We start from the raw sequence: 22,375 nt of genomic DNA, 5'->3' as shown, positions 1-22,375 counted from the left end.
CGGCGGGTTCGGAGAACAAAAGGGGAGACCAGGCATGGCAACGAGCGCAGATCATCAACGGGCCGTCGTCGCCGACGACCTGTCGATCTCCTACATCGAGCACGGGTCGAATCGAAAGCATGAAGCCGTCAGCGGCATCTCGTTCGAGCTCGAGCCCGGTGAGATCCTGGGCGTCGTGGGCACGGCCGGGTCCGGCAAGTCGGCCCTGGGGCGCATCCTGTCCGGCCGTCGCCGCCCCGGCAAGGGGGAGTGGCCGTTCATCACGGGCGGCACGCTCGAGGTCGTCGGCATGGACCTGCGCCACCCGTCGCGGCTCGACCGCCGGCGCATCGATCTGGACATCGGCTACCTCGCGCAGGACTCCGGCGACCAGCTGCGCAACGACCTGACGGTGGCCGAGAACATCGCGGAGCCCATCCTCTCGCGCGATCGCTCGTTCGACCGGAAGCGTCTCGGGCGAGCTGCGGCCATGCTCATCGACGCGGTCGACCTCGAGCTCGGCATGCTGGGCAAGTTCCCGTTCGAGCTGTCGCGAGGCCAGCGTCAGCGCGTTGCGTTCGCCCAGGCCCTCATCGTGGAGCCGAGCGTGCTTGTCGTCGACGAGCCTGCGCAGGGCGTCGACATCATCGCGAGGCCGGCGCTCTTCAGCTTGCTCGAGCGCATCAACGTGGCCCGTAACTGCACGATGATCCTGCTCAGCCATGATCTCCGCGCGATCGAGCGTCTGACGAAGAACGTGCTGGTGCTCGACCGCGGCTTCGTGCTTGCGCGCGGCACCATCGACGAGGTCCTCGCCGACCCGCATCACGCCTACCTGAAGCGCATGCGGGAGGCGCGCGAGTACGCCCTGACGCCCCTGCCAGGGCTCGTCGAACGCGAGACGCTCGCCGCGATGGATCTCGTTGCGGATGGCCTGTTCGGCGACCCCGACGTGGAGCAGCAGAGCGCGGATGCCCAGCGCACCGCCCGCGAGCAGCTTGTGTCCCAGCGCGCGGAGTTCGCCCGCTTTCAGACTGACGAAGACGGCACCGAGAAGGAGTAGCAGCGGATGAGCGCGAGCAGCACGCAGGTTCAGCACACGGCGAGGTTGGCTGAGGAGGCGACCCTGCTCGAGGGGGATGCTCGCCCCGAATCCGGGGCAGTGACGCTGCTCCCCGAGGGCGATGCTGCCCCGTTCGCTGACGCGGTCGTCGCGAACGGCGGACGACTCGTGGACCTCGGCCCGGAGACGCGAGGGATCGTCTACCTGTCCGCATCCAAGGTGCAGGGGCTGATCGACGCTCTCGAGGCGAACCCGCAGGTCACCTGGGTGCAGCTGCCCTTCGCTGGCATCGACAACTTCGCGGCCAAGCTGAAGCCGCACGCCGAGCGTGGGGTGCTCTTCACCTCGGCGAAGGGTGCGTACGCCGAGCCCGTCGCGGAGCATGCGCTTGCGCTGACGCTCGGCCTGCTGCGCGAGTTCCCTCGGCGCCTTTCCGCACGCACGTGGGAGAAGAAGACGGGCACCTCGCTGTACGGCAGGCACGTCGTCATCATCGGTGCTGGCGGCATCGCGCTCGAGCTCCTCGACCTGCTCACGCCCTTCCGCGTGACGACGACGATCGTCCGGGCTCGCGACCTGCCGGTTGAGGGTTCCACTCGCACGGTGACCGCAGACAGGCTCGATGAGGTGCTGCCTGATGCTGACGTCGTCATCGTGGCCGCGGCTGCGACCGATGAGACGCGCGGCCTCATCAACGAGCAGCGCCTGCGTGCCATGAAGGAGACCGCGGTGCTCGTGAACATCGCCAGGGGGCCTCTGGTCGACCCTGACGCGCTCCAGGTGGCGCTCGAGGAGTCCTGGATCGCTGGGGCCGGTCTCGACGTCACCTCGCCCGAGCCGCTGCCGGACGGGCACCCGCTGTGGACCACGCCGCGTCTCATCGTCACGCCGCACGCGGCGGATACGCCCGAGATGGTGCAGCCGCTGCTCCAGGAGCGTGTGCGCCGCAACGTGGAGGCGTTCGTGTCCACTGGCCGGTTCGTGGGCATCGCGGATCCGGTTCGGGGCTACTGAGGAGGGCTCGAAGACGGCGGACTCGGGGTGCGCGCGACACGCCAGCGGCTCGATTTCGCATTCGGGCGAAGGTGTTGCTATTCTCTTCGAGTTGCCAATCCCTGATAGCTCAATTGGCAGAGCAGCCGGCTGTTAACCGGCAGGTTGATGGTTCGAGTCCATCTCAGGGAGCAATCGGAACCCCAGCGCTTCATGCGCTGGGGTTCTTTCGTTTCCGGGCAACTCGTGATCCTCTAGTGGGGTCAGACCATCCCGACACGAGGGCGTGCAGCGAATGAGCAGAGGCGGGTCGAGTCAGGACCGGATGAACTGGGCGCGCTCGCTGAGCTTCTCTGCTCGGGAGATCGTGGAGCCGACCTCGTTCGGCGAGGCCGCGGGCATCATCGCGAGCGCCAGTCGTGTGCATGCTCTCGGTACGAGACACTCCTTCAGCGACGTCGCGGACACCAGTGGTGTGCTGGTGAGCCTGCGGCAAGTGCCCACGGATCTTGTCATCGACGGGCTCGCGGGGACGGCGGTCATGAGCGCAGCAGTCCCGTACGGACGAGTAGCGCCGCAGCTCGATGAGGCAGGCTCTGCGCTCCACAACGCCGGTTCTCTTCCGCATATCTCCGTCGGCGGAGCCGTCGCCACCGGGACGCACGGATCCGGGACTGCCCTTGGCTCGCTCAGCACGGCGGTCCGCGCCCTCGAGATCCTCGGTCCAGACGGTTCGCTCCGGACCATCGAGCGGGGCTCCGAAGGATTCTTCGGCGCAGTTCTCCACCTCGGCCTGCTTGGGGTAGTCACGCGGGTCACCTTGGATATCCAGCCGCGCTACAGCATGCGACAGGACGCTTACGGGCCAATGCCTTGGCGCACCTATCTCGAGAACCTTGATCAGGTCCATCGGGCTGGCTATTCGGTCAGCGCATTCACGACCTTCGACGGTGCCGTCAGCGAGGTGCTCGTGAAGTCCCGAATTCCAGAATACGAGGACGACATCGACGTCGAGGATGATCTGTTCGGATCGCCCCGCCTTCCGGGCGAGGCAGACTCCGAAAGCGTGACCGCTCGGGACGGCTCGGTGGGACCTTGGTGGGATCGGCTTCCCCACTTTCCGATCGCCTCCACACCGAGCGTCGGCTCGGAGCTGCAGAGTGAGCACTTCGTGCCGCTCCGGCACGCGGCGGCCGCGCTCGAGGCGGTCCGGGCGCATTCCGCTCGCCTGCAACCGCTGCTGCACGTCTGCGAGCTCAGGACGATGGCGGGGGATGAGCTCTGGCTCAGCCCGACTCAGGGTGAGGACGTGCTCTGCGTGGCGTTCACGTGGAAGAAGCTCGCGGCGCCCGTCCTGGAGCTCCTGTCCGTCATCGAGCGCAGCCTCAGCCCGTTCGAGGCGAGGCCCCACTGGGGCAAGCTCACCTCGCTCGGCCGCGACGAATTCAACGAACTGTATCCGCGCCTGCCCTCATTCCGTCGCCTTGTCTCCGAGGCGGATGCAGATCGGAAATTCGTGTCCCCGTTCAGCGAGCGCCTTCTGGATATCTGAGGGGAATCGCAACGTGCACTGTGGCGAAAGTGTGCCGGAATGCGCGCGATACGCCACCAGTCTCTGAATCAGTACTTCCGCATTCGCGCGAGGGTCTTTAGACTCGGACACGTTGCCCGTGAAGCACCAATTGCAGAATTGCAGGAGACTCCTTGCCGAAGTCATCCACCGCCACGTCAGACACCCACCTCGACGTCCCGGGCCGGCGCGCGCGCAGAGCAAAAGAACGCCGCCGCGCCAGGCTTCTCGCCGTTCCCGTCGTCGCCGCGACGCTCGGCCTCATCGCTGCCGCGTCGATCGGCGCAGCTGCCGTCACGGGTGCGGTCGACGACGGCCAGTCGACGGTGCCGGTCGTGAGCTCCAAGGAGCACGACGGAGTCACCTACACCGTCTCCGGCAGCGTTCCGGGGCAGCTCATCGGCACCCGCGACATTCCTGTCGTGCAGGGAACCGGTGCCGGATCCGCCGGTGGCACGGTGGCACCGGGCGTCCAGTGGCCCGTCGACATGAGCCTCGTGCGAATCAGCGACGGCTTCGGACCACGCAACTCACCGTGCTCGGGATGCTCCTCGAACCACCGCGGCCTCGATATGGCCGGCCCCCAGGGCACACGGGTCGGGACCATCGCCAACGGCATCGTGATCGAGTCCGTTCCGACCGACAGCGGCGGCCTCGGAGCCCACGTCGTCGTCGAGCACCGCATCGACGGCCTGCAGGTGCGTTCCGTGTACGCCCACCTTGTCGCAGGTTCGCCAGCGGTCAAGGTCGGCGACGAGGTCAGGACCGGACAGCTCGTGGGCCTGCTCGGCAACACCGGCGCCTCGACCGGGCCGCACCTGCACCTCGAGACCATCGTCGACGGAACCCACGTCGACCCGCAGAAGTTCCTCAACAAGTACGCGGATGGGGCTGCCGTGGACATCTTCGGCGAGGCGCCGACGTGGAACCCGCCGACGAACGATCCGTCAGAGAAGGACTACTGGGAACCGGGCGAGGACACGCCGAAGCCGCCGGCTGACCAGGTCCCTGACACGCCCGCGCAGCCCGCCCAGCCTTCGACGCCCCCGAAGGACACGACGTCGCCGGCGCCGTCTCCTACGGAGACCGAGTCGTCCACGCCGCCGCCGTCCACGTCGCCGAGCCAGGAGCCCGAGTCTCCGAGCCCAGCTCCGTCGCAGTCGCAGGAGCCGGCGGCCCCGACGCCGCCGGCGGAGTCAGAGTCGGCCGCACCTGGCCCGTCGACGGGTTCGTAGGCACGGAACTCTGCCACGGCTCTGGAAGGGCCAGGCCGCGGGCTCCTCTCAGCGCCATTTCTCCGGGTATTCTCGACCCCCTGGCCCTACTGTTGCTGGGGGATGCTCGTCGGCAGTTCAGCCGGTGAGTGGAGAGATCCGAGGATGGACGAGCTGTGATTCGCACGTACAGTGCTCCGCGCGCCGATTGGCGAGCGAGGTTCGACTCGATCGGCTTCACCTTCTACGACATGGAGTCCGAGGGCGGGCGGCCGTACTGGCAGGAGGAAGCGGCCTACGGCTTCTCAGGGACCGAGATCGATGCGTTCGAGGAGGCGACGGCTGAGCTGTTCCGGCTCTGCATGGAGGCCTGCGAGCGCATCGTGCGCGATCGTCGCTTCGCGGAGTTCGGCATCCCGGTCGAGCTCTGGGACCTCGTCGAGAAGTCCTGGGACGAGGACGATCCCACCGTGTACGGACGATTCGACCTCGCGTACGACGCTGCAGGCACGATCAAGCTCCTCGAATTCAACGCGGACACGCCCACGTCGCTCGTGGAGTCCGCCGCCGCGCAATGGCAGTGGCTCGTCGAGACACGGGGTGACGGCGCCGACCAGTTCAACCTCCTGCACGAGCTGCTCGTGGAGCAGTGGGTGCATCTCCGAGTGCAGCGCTGGTTCCTCCCGCAGGGCGCGCGCCTCCATCTCGCGTCGCTGCACGATAGCGGCGACGGGCAGCTCATCGTCGAGGACGCCGACACCGTTGGCTACATGGCGGAGACCGCGCGTCTCGCCGGTTTCGAGGTGAAGCAGATCTTCATGGAGGATGTGCAGTTCGATGAGGACGCCCACGGCTTCATCGACGGTGACGGGGAGCGCATCGAGCGCATCTTCAAGCTGTACCCCTGGGAGTGGATGGTGCGTGAGGAGTTCGCGCAGTACTTCCCGACCACGCGAGCGACAACCGCCTGGGTCGAGCCGATCTGGAAGATGATGCTCTCCAACAAGCAGCTCCTGGTCGTGCTCTGGGAGCTCTTCCCGGATCATCCGCTGCTGCTCGCGGCCTACCCGACTCCCGATCGACTTCGTGGCAGGGCGTACGTCGAGAAGCCGAGGCTCGGACGCGAGGGCGCCAACGTCACGATGTACGACCTCGTGGGGCGAAAGACGGCCGAGAACGGCGGCGACTACGGCGCCGAGGGCTTCGTGTACCAGGAGCGGGCCACGCTCGCGAACATCGACGGAAAGACGGTCATCGTGGGTTCCTGGATCGTGGGTGAGACGCCTGCCGGTATCGACGTTCGGGAGACCAGTGGGCCCATCACGGGCGACCTCGCCGAGTTCGTGCCCCACTACATCACCGACCATGAGGAGCGACCATGACGTACGAACCGAAGCTGCGCCGCAGCCGTGGCGTGACCCTGTCCGGAATCGCCCGCCCGTCGACGCCGAAGACCGTCGGAGCGATGGGAGTCGCGGCCGCCATGATGTTCCTCGCGGGCTGCAGCACCGTCCCAGATGATGGGGTCGTCGTCGAAGGCGCCGACGGCGAGAACTACGTGCTGCCCGATGGTGCGGAACGCCCGACCTACACGTCGAAGGAGGACTGCCTCGCCGATGTGAACGAGCAGATCCAGCTCGTCGAGCAGCAGGGTGAGCAGCTCGAGGGGGACGCCGAGTCGCTGTGCGAGTCGTCCAGCAGCTACGGAACCCACTACAGCTCCGCACTCTGGCTGGGGCCGGTGCTCTTCGCGTCCTCCCGCTGGAACAGCACTCGCGTGAGCTCGTGGGCACCCGTCACCTCCGGCGGGTTTGCGGCCCCCGGCTCCTCCGCTCACTCCGACGTCGCCCAGAAGGCCCCAGCGGGAGCGACCGTCGGCTCGAGGGCACCATTGAAGAGCGGTTTCGGGGCGACGGGCAAGTCCGGGTTCGGCTCGACGGTGAAGGGCGGCGGCGGCAGCGGCAGCTCGACGGGCGGCTGACCTCTCTCGGCCCGGTCGCGGGGCTGGAGAATGAGGGCATGACCTCCGCCGACGTGATCCGCTACGACGACCTCCAGCCCGCGCCCTGGCAGAACGGTCTGGGGGTGACTCGCACCATCAGAGCCATGCCGGCCGGGGGCGGCTGGTCGCTGAGTATCGCGACGATCGAGCAGCGAGCCGAGTTCTCGCTCATCCCGGAAACTCAGCGTGTGCAGCTCGCGATCGACGCGGTGCGTCTCGAGATCGACGGCCGAGAGGTGGTGCTCGGCCCGGGGGAGCAGACGCGGTTCGCCGGCACGCAGCACGTCGTCGGGGCATCCGTCGCTGGCAGCTCGCAGGTGCTGAATCTCATGTACTCCGATGCGATTCCCGCTCTCGATGTCGCCGTGGTCCGAGATGCTCGTGAGCTGCCACTCGATTCCGTGGCAGTCGTCGTTCTCGACGGCGAGCTGATCTGCGGGCCGCTTGTCCTCGCCCGCTTCGACACGGTGGTGCTCGAGGGAAGCGTCAGACCGTCGATCTCCGGCGTGCGCGGGCTGTTCGCGGTCGTTCGAGCAGCCGCGCGGAACTGACGGCTGCATTGCCATTTGATGGCAGAACCGTTTTACTAGGTGGAAACAAGCGCGGTCGATCCGCGTAACGATCCACGTCTACGGTTGCCTGCAATGAAGGAGGCACGATGGCCGAACCCTCGACCCGAACAGTCGAACGGGCGCTCTCCCTGCTCGCGATCGTCTGCGAGCACGGCAGCCTGAGCCTGGCCGAGAGCTCGCGCCTCGCGGAACTCTCACCCAGTACGTCGCTCCGGCTGCTGCGCACGCTCGAATCCTCGGGGTTCGTGAGCCGCGATGAAGCGGGTGATTTCCACGCCGGGAGCCGGATCGTGCAGCTCGGGGCGCGAGCGCTCTCGAACGAAAACCTCGTGCTGCTCTGCTCGCCGGCTATGCGCGACATCGCCGAGTCGACCGCCGAGTCGGTCTACCTCAGCGTGCCCGGTCACGCGGACCAGGCGCTCTACATCGCCATCCATGAGGGCACCCAGTCGGTGCGGCACACCAACTGGGTCGGACGCACTATTCCGCTCGAGGGCTCGGCTTCCGGACGGGTGCTTCGTGGTGAGACGCCCGCCGTCGGCTACGTCACGCTCGAGAGCGGCGTCGAGAAGGACGTCACCGCGGTTGCCGCCCCCATCGTGCTCCACGAGCGCGTCATCGGCTCGCTCAGCGTGCTGGTTCCGAGCTACCGCATCACGCCGAGCAAAGTCGAGCGCTACGGCGCCCTCCTCAGCGGCGCGGCCGCCAGCATCGAGCGCTCACTCAGCGCGACCACGTCAGCGCGCCCCGGCCCTGCCTGAGCCGGCCCGGGCAGCACTCGTCCCCAGTCCTCAACTCTTTCCGGTCACCAAGGGATCACGCACATGAACGCACACGAGAACATCAGGGCCCCACGCGGGTCGCAGCTCACTGCGAAGAGCTGGCAGACCGAGGCGCCGCTGCGCATGCTCATGAACAACCTCGACCCGGAAGTGGCCGAGCACCCGGAGAGCCTGGTCGTCTACGGCGGCACGGGCAAGGCGGCGCGCAACTGGGAGGCGTACGACGCGATTGTCCGCACCCTCACGACTCTGGAGGATGACGAGACGCTGCTCGTCCAATCGGGGAAGCCGGTCGGCGTCTTCCGCACCCACGAGTGGGCGCCTCGGGTCCTCATCGCGAACTCGAACCTCGTCGGGGACTGGGCCAACTGGCCCGAGTTCCGACGACTCGAGGCTGCCGGCCTCACGATGTATGGCCAGATGACGGCGGGTTCCTGGATCTACATCGGCACGCAGGGCATCCTCCAGGGCACCTACGAGACGTTCGCGGCCGCCGCTGAGAAGCGCTTCGGCGGCACGCTGGCGGGCACCCTGACGCTCACGGGTGGCGCGGGTGGCATGGGCGGTGCGCAGCCGCTGGCCGTCACGATGAACGAGGGTGTGGTCCTCATCGTCGACGTGGACGCGAGCCGGCTCGAGCGCCGCGTGGAGCACGGCTACCTCGACGAGATGACACACGACCTCGACGACGCGATCGAGCGCGTGCTTGCCGCGAAGCAGGCCCGCGAGCCTCGCTCCGTCGGCGTGGTCGGCAACGCGGCGACGATCTTCCCGCTCCTCCTCGAGCGTGGCGTCGCCATCGACATGGTCACCGACCAGACGAGCGCGCACGACCCACTCGCCTACCTCCCAGAGGGCGTGAGCGTCGAGGAGTGGAAGGCCGAGGCAGAGCGCGACCCGGTCGGCTTCACGGAGCGCGCCCGCGCCTCCATGGCCAAGCAGGTCGAGGCCATGGTCGGGTTCCAGGATGCCGGTGCCGAGGTCTTCGACTACGGCAACTCCATCCGGGCCGAGGCGAAGCTCGGCGGGAACGAGCGAGCCTTCGAGTTCCCGGGATTCGTGCCAGCGCACATCCGCCCGCAGTTCGAGGAGGGGCGCGGACCCTTCCGATGGGTGGCGCTCTCCGGCGACCCCGCTGACATCGCCGCGACCGACCGAGCGATTCTCGAGCTGTTCCCCGACGACGAGCGACTGCACCGCTGGGTCACGGCCGCGAGCGACAAGGTGCACTTCGAGGGCCTTCCGGCCAGGATCTGCTGGCTCGGCTACCAGGAGCGGCACCTCGCCGGGCTCAAGTTCAACGAGATGGTCGCCACCGGCGAGCTCTCCGCGCCCATCGTCATCGGCCGGGACCACCTCGATTCCGGCTCGGTCGCCTCGCCGTACCGCGAGACCGAGTCGATGAAGGACGGTTCGGACGCGATCGCGGACTGGCCTCTCCTGAACGCGCTCCTCAACACCGCCTCGGGAGCCACCTGGGTCTCCCTCCACCACGGCGGCGGCGTCGGGATCGGTAGGTCGATCCACTCCGGTCAGGTCATCGTGGCCGACGGCACCGACCTCGCCGCGCAGAAGATCGAGCGCGTGCTCACCAACGACCCCGGCACGGGCGTCATGCGGCACGTGGACGCTGGCTACGAGCACGCCGCCGATATCGCGAGGGAACGCGGACTGCGGGTGCCCATGTGGGAGGGCCAATGACCGAGCGGCGCACCGCGCTCCGCGAGGTCGCCATCACCGAGAAGTCCTCCGGCAGCGAGGTCCGCCCATGAGCGTGGAGTGGGTCTGGATCGAGACCCTCGTCCGCGGCGATGAGGTCCTGCGCGCTATCAGGCTCCGCTGCGAATCGGGGGAGGTCGTCGAAGAGCAGCTCGGGGTGCCCGCCGCGGAAGGCGACCTGGTCCTCGGCACCGTCTTCCCCGCCTTCGGCAACGCGCACTCGCACGTCTTCCACCGCCTGCTCCGCGGGCGAACGCACGCAGACGGCGGGAACTTCTGGTCCTGGCGGGACAAGATGTACGCCATCGCGGGCCGGCTCACGCCCGAATCGCTGGAGCGGGTCGCCACGGCCTGCTACACCGAGATGGTGGCGAGCGGATGGGGAGCCGTTGGCGAGTTCCACTACGTCCACCATCAGCCCGACGGCACGCCCTACCCCGACCACGACATGGAGCTGGCTCTCGCGCGTGCCGCCGAGACCGCTGGCATCCGCTTGACCCTGCTCGACACGTGCTACCTCGCCGGCTCGATAGGAACGGGGCTCTCAGCGCAGCAGCGTCGGTTCGGAGATGGCCACGCAGCGCGGTGGATCGCGCGGTGGTTCTCACTCCGGGAACGGCTCAGGGCCGATCATCCCCAGGTTGTGCTCGGCGCTGCCCTCCACTCCGTGCGGGCTGTGCCGACGGCCGCGATCGCAGAGATCACCCGCGCTCTCTCGGACGACGTTCCCCTGCACGTCCACCTGTCAGAGCAGGTCGCGGAGAACGAGCAGAGCCTGGCAGCCCACGGGCGCACGCCCACCGAGCTGCTCGCCGACGCCGGAGCGCTCACCCGCCGCCTGAGCGTCGTCCACGCGACGCACCTCAGCGAGCACGACATCGCGCTCCTCGGCGCAGCTGGCGTGCACGCGGTCTTCTGCCCGACCACGGAAGCCGATCTCGGCGACGGCATCGGCCCGGGCACGGAGCTCGCCGCCGCCGGCGCCCGGCTGGCGGTCGGCTCGGACCAGAACGCGGTTGTCGACCCCCTCCTCGAACTGCGCGGCCTCGAGACCGGCGAACGGCTCCGCTCGCAGACGAGGGGACGGTTCTCGCCCGGTGAGCTCACCGAGATCGGCACGACGGCCGGGTACGCGTCGCTCGGCTTCGCCCCGCCTGCGACGCTTGGCGGGCCGTTCGACCTCGTCGAGGTCGACGCCGCCTCCGTGCGGACCGCGGGCTCGCACCCCGCACAGCTCGTGCTCACGGGAACGTCGAGCGACGTGCTCCGCACGGTGGTCGCGGGCCGGGTCGTCTATGACCGCGAGAGTGACTCGGCGCGAATGGCGCGGGCGGCCGCCGAGCTCGCCGTGCTCTCGGCGGACCCATCATCCAGCGCCGACGGAATCTCAGCAGGGAGCAGCACATGAGCGCGACGGTCTTCAGGAACATCGGCGAGCTCACGACCAACGGAGACCTCGGGGTGCTGCACGACGCGGCGCTTGTGCTCGACGGCCAGCGGGTGGTGTGGGTCGGCGCGGACGTGGATGCGCCAGCGGCCGACAGCAGCTTCGACGTGGGCGGCCGAGCCGTGCTGCCTGGGTGGGTCGATTCCCACACCCACCTCGCCTTCGCGGGGGACCGGTCGACGGAGTTCGCGGCGCGGATGGCGGGGGAGACGTACACGGCGGGCGGCATCAAGGTCTCCGTCGAACGCACGCGCGCAGCGAGCGGTGACGAGCTGCGCTCGCTCATGGCTGAGCGCATCCGCACCGCCAACGTCAACGGCACCACGTGGCTCGAGACCAAGACGGGATACGGCCTCGATGTCGAGACCGAGGAGCGCTCCGCGCGCCTCGCGGCGGAGTTCGGTCAGGATGTGACGTTCCTCGGTGCGCACGTCGTGCCGGACGGCTGGGACGCAGACGACTACGTGGCCCTCGTGACGGGCCCCATGCTGCAGGCGGTTCGTCCGTACGTGGCCTGGATGGATGTGTTCTGCGAGCGCGGTGCTTTCGACGAGGCGCAGTCGAGGGCGGTACTGCAGGCCGGCCTCGACTCCGGTCTCGGACTGCGGGTCCACGGCAATCAGCTCGGTCCCGGCCCCGGGGCGAGGCTGGCGGTGGAGCTGGGGGCGGCGAGCGTCGACCACTGCAATTTCCTGGACGACGAGGACATCGACCGGCTCGCCGCGTCGAGCACCGTGGCCACGCTGCTTCCCGCCTGCGACCTGTCGACTCGCCAGCCGTTCCCGCCGGCTCGGAGCCTCATCGATGCCGGGGCGACGGTTGCGCTGGCGAGCAACTGCAACCCGGGAACCTCGTACACGACGTCCATGGCCTTCTGCGTCGCCACGGCGGTGCTGCAGATGCATCTGAGCGTCGAAGAGGCGGTCTGGTCGGCCACGATGGGCGGTGCCGTCGCGCTGCGTCGGCGCGAGGGTGAGCTGCCGATCGGAGGGCTCATGCCTGGCTTCCGTGCAGACCTCCAGGTGCTCGACGCCCCCTCGGTCACGCACCTGGCCTACAGACCGGGGATGCAGCTGACGCAGGCGGTCTGGCAGGCGGGGGTCCGTCTCGCCTGAGCTGCGCGGCTCCGCGCGATGGGGCACAGGGCTCACTCCCATCGGAGCACCAGCCGCCAGCCGTCCGGGTCTCTGCGCAGGTCGTAGAGGCACGCGTCTGCGTCGTGCCCGTCGCGACTCGCGCTGACCCGCCAGAACTCGGTGTCGAGGCGCGACGGGTCGCCCTCGCCGGCCCACCAACGCTGCTGGACCCGCCGGTAGAACGACTGCGGGAGGCCATGCACGATGTAGGCGAAGCGCTCCCACCAGAAGATGGATGGGAGCTCGTCGACGAGTTCGACCTCGATGGGGTCGTCAAGCGCTGTGGTCATGTCGGAACCCTCGCAGGAGCCACCGACAATGACCGGGCGGTTCAGCCCTCGAGGTCGTCCACGCCTGGCAGCCAGCTCTTTCCTGGTCCGCCCCAGCTGCGCTTGCGCATGACCTTGAACGCATCCTTGTACCAGGGATGCTCGAGGCGGTCGGCGTAGATGATGCCGTTGAGGTGGTCGTACTCGTGCTGCAGGATGCGCGCGAACCAGCCCTCTGCCTCGATCTCGTACTGCTCGCCGTCCAGGTCGGAGGCGCGCAGCAGCGCGCGCTCGGACCTGCGGAGGGGGTAGCGCTCGCCCGGGAACGAGAGGCACCCCTCCGATTCGAGCTCGTCGTCCAGCTCGAGCAGGGACTCGGGCTCGGCCGGCGTCACGTACAACTCGGGGTTGATGGCCACGCCACGGCGCATCGTGCCATCCGCCTCCTCGTAGGAGTAGACGAAGAGGCGCTTGCCGACGCCGACCTGGGGGCCCGCGAGGCCGACACCGGGGGCCGCATCCATGGTCTCGAACATGTCCGCGACGAGCTGGCGGATCTCATCGGTGATCTCGTCGACCGGGGCGGCAGCTTCGTGGAGGACTGGCTCGCCGTAGATGCGAATTGGGAGAGTTGTCATCCCATCAGCGTATCTTCGCGGCAACATCCCTTCACGACGCGCGCCGCACAATAGGATTGCCCATCATGACCATCGCACCCCTCAGTGATCTGGCAGTGCTTCCGGGGCTCTCCCCGGTCCAGATGATCGGCATTCCCCTCGCGCTCGTCGGCGCGGTCTTCATGTCGCTGGGCGCCATGTACCAGCACCGCGGTGTCAGCAAGGTCGAGGCCGCGAGCGGCACGAGCGGTGCTGCCGGGCTCAACCTGCAGCACCTCCTGGCGCTGCTGAGCCGACCCTCCTGGGTCATCGGCACCGTGATGCTCGGTCTCGCAGTGGTCATGCAACTCGCTTCGTTCGTCTTCTCGCCGATCATCGTGGTGCAGCCGCTCGGGGTCGTCTCCCTGCTGCTGACGACGCTCCTGACCGCCCGTGCGATCCGCCAGCGGCTCCCGAACGTGAAGATCTTCGCGGTGGCGCTGTGCATCATCGGCGTCGGCGCGTTTGTCACCGTGGCGGCGCTCTTCGCGAAGGAGGGGGCGATCTCCGATGAGCAGGTCTCGACGGTGCTCGTCCTCCTCGCGATCGTCGTGGTCGTCTTCGGCACGGCGTTCTTCCTGCTCCGCAAGCGCTTCAAGGCCCTCATCTACGTGCTTGGCGCCGGCATCATCTACGGCTTCGTCGCGACGCTGGCCAAGATCACGATCAACCGCATCCAGCACGACAACTTCGAGTGGCTCACCCTCATCTGCCTCGTCGCGCTGCTCGTCGCGACGGGCGTCGGCGGCTACTTCGTCCAGAACGCCTACGCCTCGGGACCGCCGGACATGGTCATCGCCGGACTCACGGTCATCGACCCGATCATCGCCGTGGCCATCGCCATCGCCGTGCTTGGCGAGGCGAGCGCTGCACCGTGGTACGCCTTCGTGATGTTCATCGTCTCTGGTGCCATCGCCGTGACGGGCGTCTTCGTGCTCGAGCGGGGGCAGACCGAGGATGAGGTCGAGGCGGTGCGCCGGAGCGCAGTGGAGGGGCGCGGTGCACTCGATCTCGAGGGTCGCCGCCACGACGCCGAGGGCCGAGCTGCGGGCACGCCGTCCGACGATGGGGACCGAGTCGAGCAGCGAATCGAGGCGCCGGGCCGCAGCGCCGCCTCGAAGCACGGGCCCGCCCGCACCATCGACCAATAGCAGAGCTTCAGCGTGTGCTGCGGCTCCGCCTCAGCGCTCGGCCAGTACCATGACGTGAGATTCCGCGAGCGACAACCACCACCTGTCGCGAGCCCAGATGAGATCGAGGTCACCACCCCGTGCCGAATGAAGGTCGTTCACCAAGCAGCACCGCCGTCGCAGCAGATGGCGAGCGGCCGCTCAAGATCCTGATCGCGGGGGACACCTTCACGCCCAACGTCAACGGTGCCGCCAAGTTCACGGAGCACCTCGCCTCCGGGATGGCCGCGCGAGGGCACGACGTGCACGTCATGGTCCCTGCCGCCAGCAGGCGTCACGGAACGTGGACCGAGCAGTACGACGGTCAGAACATCACCGCCCACCGTCTCCGTTCGCACCGCTGGTGGGCACACGACTGGCTGCGTTACGCGCCGCCGTGGCACATCCGCGCAGAGTCGCAGCGTGTTGTCGACGAGGTGCGCCCCGACGTCGTGCACTTCCAGTCGGCTGTGATCATCGGCCGCGGTGTCGCGATCGAGGCTGAGAAGCGCGGCATCCGGATCATCGGCACGAATCACCTCATGATCGAGAACCTCGTCGATCATTCGCTCCTGCCGCAGGCTCTGCGCGGGCTTGCCGCGAGCATCTGGTGGAAGGATGCGCGTTCCACGCTCGGACGTGCGACGGCCATCACGACGCCAACACGTCGCGCCGCGGACTTCCTCGAGGCCAACGGCGGCATCTCCGATGTGCTCGCGATCTCGTGCGGCATCCGAACCTCCGACTACACCTTCGACTTCTCACCGCGTGAGGCGAAGCGCATCCTCTTCGTCGGTCGCGTGACCGGCGAGAAGAAGATCGATGTGCTGCTGCGTGCCCTCACGTTGCTCCCTGGCGACGTGCACCTCGACATCGTGGGAGGCGGCGACCAGAAGAAGAACCTGCAGTCGCTCGCGAAGCAGCTCGGGCTCGCCGACCGGGTGAGATTCCACGGCTACTTGAGCGACAAGGAGCTTCGCCGCATGTACACGCGCGCCTCCGTGTTCGCGATGCCGTCGATCGCCGAGCTGCAGTCGATCGCGACGATGGAGGCGATGGCCTCCGGGCTGCCGGTCGTCGCGGCCGACGCGATGGCGCTGCCCCACCTGGTGCACGACGGCGAGAACGGCTTCCTGTTCGAGCCCAACAACAAGCGGGACCTCGCGGAGAAGCTCTCGAAGGTGCTCTCCCTCTCCTCCTCCGAGTGGGAAGAGCTGGGTCGCGCCGGACTCGACCTCGTGCGCATGCACGACATCGACCGCACGCTCGAACTCTTCGAGCGCCTCTACCGGGGAGCTTCGGTCAAGGACGTCGCCCGCGACTCCGTCAACGAGCAGGACCACTCGCTCGACTGACCCGGGGCGAAGGCTCTCCCTCGACGCCCGCCTGCCTCACGCCGTTCCCGGCGCCGAGGCCTCTTGCTGCGCGGGCAGGGTCAGGATGCGCGCCCCGTTCGCCGTGATCGCGATGGTGTGCTCGGTGTGCGCGGTGCGGCATCCTGTCGCGCTGCGAAGCGTCCAGCCATCGTCGTCGGTGACGAGCGTGCGAGTGTCGGCCATGACCCAGGGTTCGATCGCGAGCAGCATTCCTGCGCGGAGGCGAACGCCGCGGCCGGGGCGGCCGTCGTTCGCGACGTGCGGGTCCTGGTGCATCGTCGAGCCGATTCCGTGCCCGCCGAACTCCATGTTGATCGCGTAGCCCGCGCTCGTGAGCACCGAGCCGATCGCGTGCGAGATGTCGCCCATGCGGGCATCAGGTCTCGCGACGGCGATGGCGGCCTCGAGTGCGCGCTCGGTCGTCTCGATGAGGGCTTCATCGCGAGGGTCGCGGGTGGGCCCGACGATGAAGCTGATCGCGGCATCCGCGGCGATACCCTCGGTGATGATCGCGAGGTCGAGCGTCAGGAGGTCGCCGTCTGCGAGGCGGTAGTGGTACGGCTTGCCGTGGAGGACCGCATCGTTCACCGCGGTGCAGATGTAGTGCCCGAACGGGCCACGCCCGAAGGACGGCTCATAGTCGACGTAGCAGGAGGTGGCGCCTGCGTCGAGGATCATCGCCTTGGCCCAGCTGTCGATCTCGAGCAGGTCGGTGCCGACTCGGACGCGAGCCTTCAGGTCCTGCAGGATCGTGCCGACGAGTCGGCCCGTTCGTGCGGCGCGCTCGACTTCAGCCTCGTTGAGGATCTCGATCATCGGGGGACGTCCTTCCGGAGGTGCTGACTACGCCAATAAGTATCCCGGTAAAGATATACCGGATTAGTATCGGGTCATGGTCAGACTCCCGCTCAGCCCCGAGGAGATCGAACGAGGGGAACGCCTTGGCCGGTTCCTCCGACGATCACGAGGCGACCGCGCCATGCTGCGCGTGGCGCTCGACGCGGGTGTATCGCCCGAGACGCTGAGGAAGATCGAGTCAGGGCGAGTCGCGACGCCTGCGTTCTCCACGATCGCCGCGATAGCCGGTGTGCTCGGCGTCTCGCTGGACGACGTCTGGGCTCAGATCAACGCGCCGGATGCCGAGGGCGACGCACCGGACGCCGGGGTGCAGATCCGCGCGGCCGGCTGACGGCTCCTAGCTCGACTGTGCGGAACGCGCTTCGAGCGCGGATTCCAGACGCTCGACCTTGCCGTCGAGCTCGCCGCTGTGGCCCGGGCGGATGTCGGCCTTCAGGACCAATGAGACGCGGCTCCCGAACTGCCCGACGGCCTCGGTTGCGGCCTTGACGACGGCGAACACCTCGTCCCACTCGCCCTCGATGGTCGTGAACATCGAATCGGTGCGGTTCGGGAGGCCGGAGGCGCGCACGACGGCGACCGCCGCTGCGACCGCGTTGTGCAGTGACGCGTCGCCCTCTCCCGGGGAAGGGGCGTCTGGACTCGGGGTACCGCTTGGTGCGACGGAGAAGGCAACGATCATGCTGACCATCGTGCCACGAGGGGGCCTCGAGGTGGCCTGCAATCGAGACCTGAGTAGGGCGGGTGGGACTCGAACCCACGCATCGTCCAGTTATGAGCCGGATGCCTTAACCAGCTTGGCTACCGCCCCAAGCGCTGTCGATTGTATCCAGAATTCGCGCACACGTGCGGTGGGCGACGGGCTCGACGGGCGCAGGTCTAGACTGATGCCCCAGAAGCGGGGTCGGAGCCGACCTCGGATGCATGAAAAGCAGGGGATGATGAAGCGAGCTGAACAGCGAGCGCAGACGAGACAGGCGCTGCTCGAAGCGGCTTCGCTCGAGTTCGAGGCCAATGGCTATGCCGCCACAGTCCTCAGTGATATCTCGGACCGACTCGGCATGACCAAGGGAACGGTCTACTTCCACTTCCCGACGAAGGCGCTCCTCGCCAAGGCCGTCTCGGCGACCTGGACTGAGATGTGGGATGCGGAGATCGCTCGCTCCCGCGACCGCGGGCTCTCGCTCGACGAGCTCGAGTCGCTGATGATCCGGATCGCAGAGCGGTTCCAGTCCGATTCGCTCATGCGGGCCACGATCCGTCTGGTGCGCGAGCGCGAGCTCATCGAGGAAGAGCTTCCGAGGCCCTTCGACGCCTGGCTTGAAGTGACCAAGGAAGCGCTGCAGGCGTCACGGGAATCGGGGGTGCTCCGCGACGACATCGACGTCGATGCGGCCGCCTGGCAGGTGCTCGCGAACCTGGTCGGCATCCAGATGCTCATGCAGGACCTGAACGACGGCAGGAGCATCGTCGAACGCGTTCGAGAGATGTGGGCGGTCCACCGCGTGACACTCGCGAACCCGGGCCGAACGGCTGACGTCGCGTCGTCGTGAACATGTGATCGAGACGGGGCGCCGACCTCGTCGCGAGGAGACAGCGATGCCCGCAAAGATCAGTCTCTAGTAGGGCATGAAACTCCCGGAACCAGTCCTTTCGGGTGATTCCGAGGATCTTCACGGTCGACAGTATGGGAGGGCGTCGGGTTGTCACCCGGCGCCCTGTCGCGTCGAAAGGTCCCTCTGTGTCTGTGCTCACTCGTCTGAGTCTCAAGTATCGAATTCTGATCGGACTCCTGACCGCTGCAATCGCGGCGGCCGGAATCATCTCGACGGCGCAGCTCAAGCAGGAGCTCATGCCGTCGGTGGAGGTCCCGCAGGGATTCGTGACGGCGACACTGACCGGGGCCTCGCCCGACGTCATGGTGACCGAGGTCACCGAGCCCATCGAGAACGCACTCCGAGGAGTCTCGGAAGTGCAGTCCGTGACGTCGACGACGTCGGAGGGGTTCGCCCAGATCGTCGTCTCCTGGAGCTTCGACGCTGACAAGACGCAGGTCGAGGCCGAGCTCCGATCCGCCGTCGAGTCGACGAAGTCGCTCCGCCCCGAGTCCTCCACGGCAGAGCTCAACACGTTCTCGCTCGACGCGCTCCCCGTGCTGACGCTCGGCGCATCCTCCGACACAGACACTGCGACGCTCTCGAAGACGCTCACCGACTCCGTGCTGCCCGCTCTCTCGCAGGTCGATGGAGTGCAGAACGTCGAAGTCTCCGGCACCCGCGAAGAGCGAGTGGAGATCAGCCTCCGCCAGGCGGACGTCGAAGCGCTCAAGATCGACACCGCGTCGATCGAGCCGACGCTCACTGCCGCTGGCATCGTGCTCCCCGCTGGAGACGTCACGAGCGGCACCGGGGAGATCTCCGTGCAGGTCGGGTCGCAGCTCAGCTCCCTGGATGCCATCCGCGCCCTCCCGTTCACGACGGAGGACTCGACCGTGCTGCTCTCGCAGTTCGCGGATGTCGACATCAAGGAGATCCCCGCGACCTCCATCTCCAGGGTCAACGGCGCGGAGACCCTGACGCTGAGTGTCACGAAGGCGTCCGACGCGAGCACGGTCTCCGTCGCGCACGGCGTCACGGAGAAGCTCGCAGAGGTCACACCTGGACTCCCGTCGAACGTCGTCTTCACGGAGATCGAGAACCAGGCACCGTACATCGAGCAGTCGATCCACGACCTCTCGGTCGAGGGTGGGCTCGGCCTCATCTTCGCCGTCCTCGTCATCTTCCTGTTCCTCGCCTCGTTCCGGTCGACGATCGTCGCGGCGATCTCGATCCCGATGTCCCTGCTCATCACGATGGTGGGCCTGAACGTGGGGGAGTACTCGCTCAACATCCTGACCCTCGGAGCGCTCACCATCGCGGTCGGACGAGTCGTGGACGACTCGATCGTCGTGATCGAGAACATCAAGCGTCGGCAGGGGGACGGGGCCCTGACGATCGAAGGGATCGTGGGCTCCGTCGGTCAGGTGGCTGGCGCCATCACCGCCTCGACGCTCACGACGGTCGCGGTCTTCCTCCCGATCGCGTTCGTCGGGGACATCGTCGGCCAGCTCTTCCGACCGTTCGCGGTGACGGTCTCCATCGCGCTGGTCGCGTCCCTCGTCGTCGCGCTGACGATCGTCCCGGTGTTCGCGTACTGGATGCTGCGTCGCCCCTCGAAGCCCATGAAGCGCGAGCGGTTCGTCCGTGCGCGTGCAGCCCAGGCCGCTTGGACCGCACGCCAGGAGGAAGCAGCCGAGGGACGTTGGGCTCGTCAGTCGGCGAAGCTCGAGGCGAAGAACGAGAAGCGGGAGCAGCGCGGGAAGTCAGCGCTGCCGGTCCCCACCGCCGCCCCCGGTGTCGTCGCGGCACGGGGCGATGGTGAGGAGGGATCGCCGTACGACGGACTGCAGCGAGCCTTCGTGCCCATCCTCGACGCGACCCTGCGGCACCCACGCCGCACGATCGCGGCCGCGCTCGCCCTGCTGCTGCTCACCGGCATCGGCGCAACCGCGCTCCGCAGCGACTTCCTCGGCAGCATGGGCGATGAGACGGTCCTCGTCGAGCAGAAGCTCCCGCAGGGCACGACCATCGACGAGAGCTTGGCGGGCGCCGAGAAGCTCGAGGCCGTCCTCGCCACGAAGGGGAGCGTCGAGACGTTCGTGAGCTCCATCGGGACCGGAGGCGCGGGCGGCTTCGGCGGCGGTGGCGGACAGAGCACCTCGATCACCGTGATCCCCGCAGAGGGGCAGGATGCGGAGACGGTCGCCAACAGTCTGCGCTCGGACTTCGGCGGTCTCAGCGATGTCGGCGAGGTGACCGTGACCACTGCGGCTTCCTCAGCTCTGGCATCGGACGTTCAACTCGCCATCCAGGGCAACGACGCGGACTCGCTGAGCCAGGCGGCCACGCAGCTCGGCGATGCCGTCAAGGACCTCCCCGGCGTGACGGCGGTCTCGAACGACCTCAGCACGGGCGGCAACGTGGTCATGGTCGACGTCGACCGCAGCAAGGCGGCAGGCTACGGCTACACGCAGGCGACCGTCGGCCAGGCGGTCTCCGCCGCGCTGACCGGGACCCCGCTGGGCACGGTGCGCCTCGAGGGCGTCGACCGCGACATCGTGATCGCGCCGACGCAGGGGCCAGTCGCCCTCGATCAGCTCGCCCTCATGCAGCTTCCCGTGACGGCGGTGCAGCAGCAGCGCGCCATCACGGACGCGACGGACGCGTTCACGGAGGAACAGGAGACGAAGGCCGAGGAGCAGGAGGCTGAGGCGGTCGAGCAGATGCAGGAGACCGTCGACGACGCCGTCGAGGCTCGGGACACGGTGTCCGCGCAGCTCGGCGAGCTGCAGACGCAGCTCGCGACGTTGCAGACGGCGCCGCTGACCCCAGCGGTTCCCGACGCCGGCTCCAGCATGACCCCGGAGCAGGCGGCGCAGGCGGAACGGGACGCGCAGATCGCCGCCCTGACCGAAGCGATCGCTCAAGCGGAATCGGGCATCGAGCAGGCCAACGCCGGTGTCGACGCGGCCGTCAAGGCTCAGGAGGACATGGCGGCTCAGTCGCTCGAAGCCAAGGAGCTGCAGGCCAGGCAGGAAGGGCTCGCCGACACGAAGGCGACGCCCATCCGGCTCGGAGACATCGCAGAGGTCCGCGAGGAGGCCACCCCTGGCGCGATCACCCGCAACGACGGCGCGCGCCAGGTCACGGTCTCGGTCACTCCGGCCGAGGGGCAGTTGGGAACCGTCACGCAGGCCGTCTACGCGGCGACCGACGGTCTCGAGCTTCCCGCCGGTGTCACGTTCGTCGTCGGAGGTGCGTCCGCCGACCAGGACGAGTCGTTCCAGCAGCTCGGCATGGCGATGCTCCTCGCCATCGTGCTCGTCTTCCTCATCATGGTCGCGACCTTCCGCAGCCTGATGCAGCCGCTCATCCTGCTCGTCTCGGTGCCGTTCGCCGCCACGGGAGCGGTGGCACTGCTCCTGCTGACGGATACGCCGCTCGGCCTGCCGTCGCTCATCGGACTCCTCATGCTGATCGGGATCGTGGTCACGAACGCCATCGTGCTCATCGACCTCATCAACCACATCAGGGAACGTGGTTCGAGCGTGCACGACGCGATCGTGCACGGGACGAGGCTGCGCCTCCGGCCGATCCTCATGACCGCTGCGGCGACGATCTTCGCGCTCGTGCCGATGTCGCTCGGCCTGACCGGGGGTGGCGTGTTCATCTCCAAGCCGCTCGCCATCGTCGTGATCGGCGGCCTGATCAGCTCGACGCTGCTCACGCTGGTGCTGGTCCCCGTCCTCTACTCCAGCGTCGAGCGCCGGAACGATCGACGGGCTGCCAAGCGCGCGGCTCGCAGGGAGCGCAAGGCCGAGGCGGCCGCCGAGAAGACGGCAATCGCCGCGGCTCCCGCCGGAAGCTGACGCAGGGTGGTGCCGCGCAGCAGCGCGGCGCCACCCTGAGCCGATGTGACGCGAGTCGGCGGCAGAATTCGGCAAGCTCCGACGATCGGGAGAGAATAGACGG

The 22,375-nt window shown here is 68.0% G+C and carries 20 protein-coding genes, 2 tRNA genes and 1 pseudogene; 18 read left to right on the top strand and 5 right to left on the bottom strand.

Translation table 11 applies throughout. From position 1 onward, the window contains the following. Window positions 1-34: 34 nt before the first annotated feature. The 13 genes and pseudogenes from C5E06_RS10790 (at window position 35) to hutI (ending at window position 12,456) form a co-directional block, all read left to right on the top strand. Window positions 35-1,042, top strand: a complete 1,008-nt coding sequence (locus C5E06_RS10790) for an ATP-binding cassette domain-containing protein (RefSeq protein ID WP_104298661.1) — start codon at window positions 35-37, stop codon at window positions 1,040-1,042. A 6-nt stretch (window positions 1,043-1,048) separates the two neighbouring features. Further along, on the top strand, window positions 1,049-2,056 hold the full coding sequence (locus C5E06_RS10785) for an NAD(P)-dependent oxidoreductase (protein WP_181062951.1): 1,008 nt from the start codon (window positions 1,049-1,051) through the stop codon (window positions 2,054-2,056). A 98-nt stretch (window positions 2,057-2,154) separates the two neighbouring features. Then, a tRNA-Asn gene (locus C5E06_RS10780) sits at window positions 2,155-2,227 on the top strand. Window positions 2,228-2,330: 103 nt separating this feature from the next. Further along, window positions 2,331-2,771, top strand: a pseudogene (locus C5E06_RS19805) (FAD-binding protein); the annotation flags it as partial. Between the two features lie 84 nt (window positions 2,772-2,855). Beyond that, window positions 2,856-3,587, top strand: a complete 732-nt coding sequence (locus C5E06_RS19620; RefSeq protein WP_258064734.1) for a D-arabinono-1,4-lactone oxidase — start codon at window positions 2,856-2,858, stop codon at window positions 3,585-3,587. Between the two features lie 152 nt (window positions 3,588-3,739). Next, entirely contained in the window at window positions 3,740-4,840 is a 1,101-nt protein-coding gene (locus C5E06_RS10770) for a M23 family metallopeptidase (protein WP_104241432.1), read from the top strand. A 155-nt stretch (window positions 4,841-4,995) separates the two neighbouring features. Next, window positions 4,996-6,201 carry a glutathionylspermidine synthase family protein gene (locus tag C5E06_RS10765; RefSeq protein WP_104306869.1) on the top strand — a complete coding sequence of 402 codons (1,206 nt, stop codon included), beginning with the start codon at window positions 4,996-4,998 and terminating at the stop codon, window positions 6,199-6,201. Continuing rightward, the gene (locus C5E06_RS10760) at window positions 6,198-6,800 is read left to right on the top strand and encodes a hypothetical protein (RefSeq protein WP_104306868.1); all 603 of its coding nucleotides are present in this window, start codon (window positions 6,198-6,200) and stop codon (window positions 6,798-6,800) included. The genes C5E06_RS10765 and C5E06_RS10760 overlap by 4 nt, the downstream gene beginning before the upstream one ends. A gap of 38 nt (window positions 6,801-6,838) precedes the next feature. Continuing rightward, window positions 6,839-7,372 carry a HutD family protein gene (locus tag C5E06_RS10755; RefSeq protein WP_104306867.1) on the top strand — a complete coding sequence of 178 codons (534 nt, stop codon included), beginning with the start codon at window positions 6,839-6,841 and terminating at the stop codon, window positions 7,370-7,372. Between the two features lie 107 nt (window positions 7,373-7,479). Continuing rightward, window positions 7,480-8,154: an IclR family transcriptional regulator gene (locus C5E06_RS10750; RefSeq protein WP_104306866.1), complete on the top strand. Its 675-nt coding sequence runs from the start codon at window positions 7,480-7,482 to the stop codon at window positions 8,152-8,154. 63 nt (window positions 8,155-8,217) lie between these two features. Beyond that, complete coding sequence (hutU, locus tag C5E06_RS10745; protein WP_104241428.1) at window positions 8,218-9,876, top strand: urocanate hydratase; 1,659 nt, start codon at window positions 8,218-8,220, stop codon at window positions 9,874-9,876. Window positions 9,877-9,943: 67 nt separating this feature from the next. Beyond that, window positions 9,944-11,302 (top strand): formimidoylglutamate deiminase, encoded by a 1,359-nt coding sequence (locus C5E06_RS10740; RefSeq protein WP_104306865.1) that lies wholly within the window; start codon window positions 9,944-9,946, stop codon window positions 11,300-11,302. Further along, window positions 11,299-12,456, top strand: a complete 1,158-nt coding sequence (gene hutI / locus C5E06_RS10735; RefSeq protein WP_104306864.1) for an imidazolonepropionase — start codon at window positions 11,299-11,301, stop codon at window positions 12,454-12,456. Before C5E06_RS10740 ends, hutI begins: the two co-directional genes overlap by 4 nt. A gap of 32 nt (window positions 12,457-12,488) precedes the next feature. Here hutI and C5E06_RS10730 read toward each other — a convergent pair whose 3' ends face one another. Further along, on the bottom strand, window positions 12,489-12,767 hold the full coding sequence (locus tag C5E06_RS10730) for a hypothetical protein (protein WP_104306863.1): 279 nt from the start codon (window positions 12,765-12,767) through the stop codon (window positions 12,489-12,491). 41 nt (window positions 12,768-12,808) lie between these two features. Then, window positions 12,809-13,384, bottom strand: a complete 576-nt coding sequence (def, locus tag C5E06_RS10725; protein ID WP_104306862.1) for a peptide deformylase — start codon at window positions 13,382-13,384, stop codon at window positions 12,809-12,811. A 65-nt stretch (window positions 13,385-13,449) separates the two neighbouring features. Between def and C5E06_RS10720 the strand changes: the two genes are divergently transcribed. Beyond that, window positions 13,450-14,553 carry a DMT family transporter gene (locus tag C5E06_RS10720; protein ID WP_104298678.1) on the top strand — a complete coding sequence of 368 codons (1,104 nt, stop codon included), beginning with the start codon at window positions 13,450-13,452 and terminating at the stop codon, window positions 14,551-14,553. A gap of 119 nt (window positions 14,554-14,672) precedes the next feature. Beyond that, window positions 14,673-15,926, top strand: coding sequence for a glycosyltransferase (locus C5E06_RS10715; RefSeq protein WP_258067576.1), 1,254 nt, complete (start codon window positions 14,673-14,675; stop codon window positions 15,924-15,926). A gap of 36 nt (window positions 15,927-15,962) precedes the next feature. On the opposite strand, the gene map is transcribed toward C5E06_RS10715, so the two are convergent. Further along, window positions 15,963-16,763: a type I methionyl aminopeptidase gene (gene map, locus C5E06_RS10710; RefSeq protein WP_104306861.1), complete on the bottom strand. Its 801-nt coding sequence runs from the start codon at window positions 16,761-16,763 to the stop codon at window positions 15,963-15,965. 76 nt (window positions 16,764-16,839) lie between these two features. On the opposite strand from map, the gene C5E06_RS10705 reads away from it, so the two are divergent. Continuing rightward, window positions 16,840-17,136, top strand: a complete 297-nt coding sequence (locus tag C5E06_RS10705; protein WP_104306860.1) for a helix-turn-helix domain-containing protein — start codon at window positions 16,840-16,842, stop codon at window positions 17,134-17,136. A gap of 6 nt (window positions 17,137-17,142) precedes the next feature. Here the strand turns inward: C5E06_RS10705 and C5E06_RS10700 are convergent, their stop codons facing one another. Beyond that, window positions 17,143-17,487, bottom strand: coding sequence for a thiamine-binding protein (locus C5E06_RS10700; protein WP_104298809.1), 345 nt, complete (start codon window positions 17,485-17,487; stop codon window positions 17,143-17,145). 54 nt (window positions 17,488-17,541) lie between these two features. Then, window positions 17,542-17,616 (bottom strand) — tRNA-Ile (locus C5E06_RS10695). Window positions 17,617-17,746: 130 nt separating this feature from the next. Here C5E06_RS10695 and C5E06_RS10690 point away from each other — a divergent pair. Together C5E06_RS10690 and C5E06_RS10685 are read left to right on the top strand one after the other, a co-directional pair. Beyond that, window positions 17,747-18,358, top strand: a complete 612-nt coding sequence (locus C5E06_RS10690) for a ScbR family autoregulator-binding transcription factor (RefSeq protein WP_181059305.1) — start codon at window positions 17,747-17,749, stop codon at window positions 18,356-18,358. 188 nt (window positions 18,359-18,546) lie between these two features. Further along, a complete protein-coding gene (locus C5E06_RS10685) occupies window positions 18,547-22,272 on the top strand; it encodes an efflux RND transporter permease subunit (RefSeq protein WP_258067575.1) in 3,726 nt (1,241 codons plus the stop codon). The last annotated feature ends 103 nt before the right edge of the window (window positions 22,273-22,375 follow it).

Source organism: Pseudoclavibacter sp. RFBI5, from assembly GCF_002931395.1.
Lineage (GTDB): Bacteria > Actinomycetota > Actinomycetes > Actinomycetales > Microbacteriaceae > Pseudoclavibacter.
Note: the sequence above shows the minus strand (reverse complement) of the source record. Positions and strands in the feature narration are given on the sequence as shown.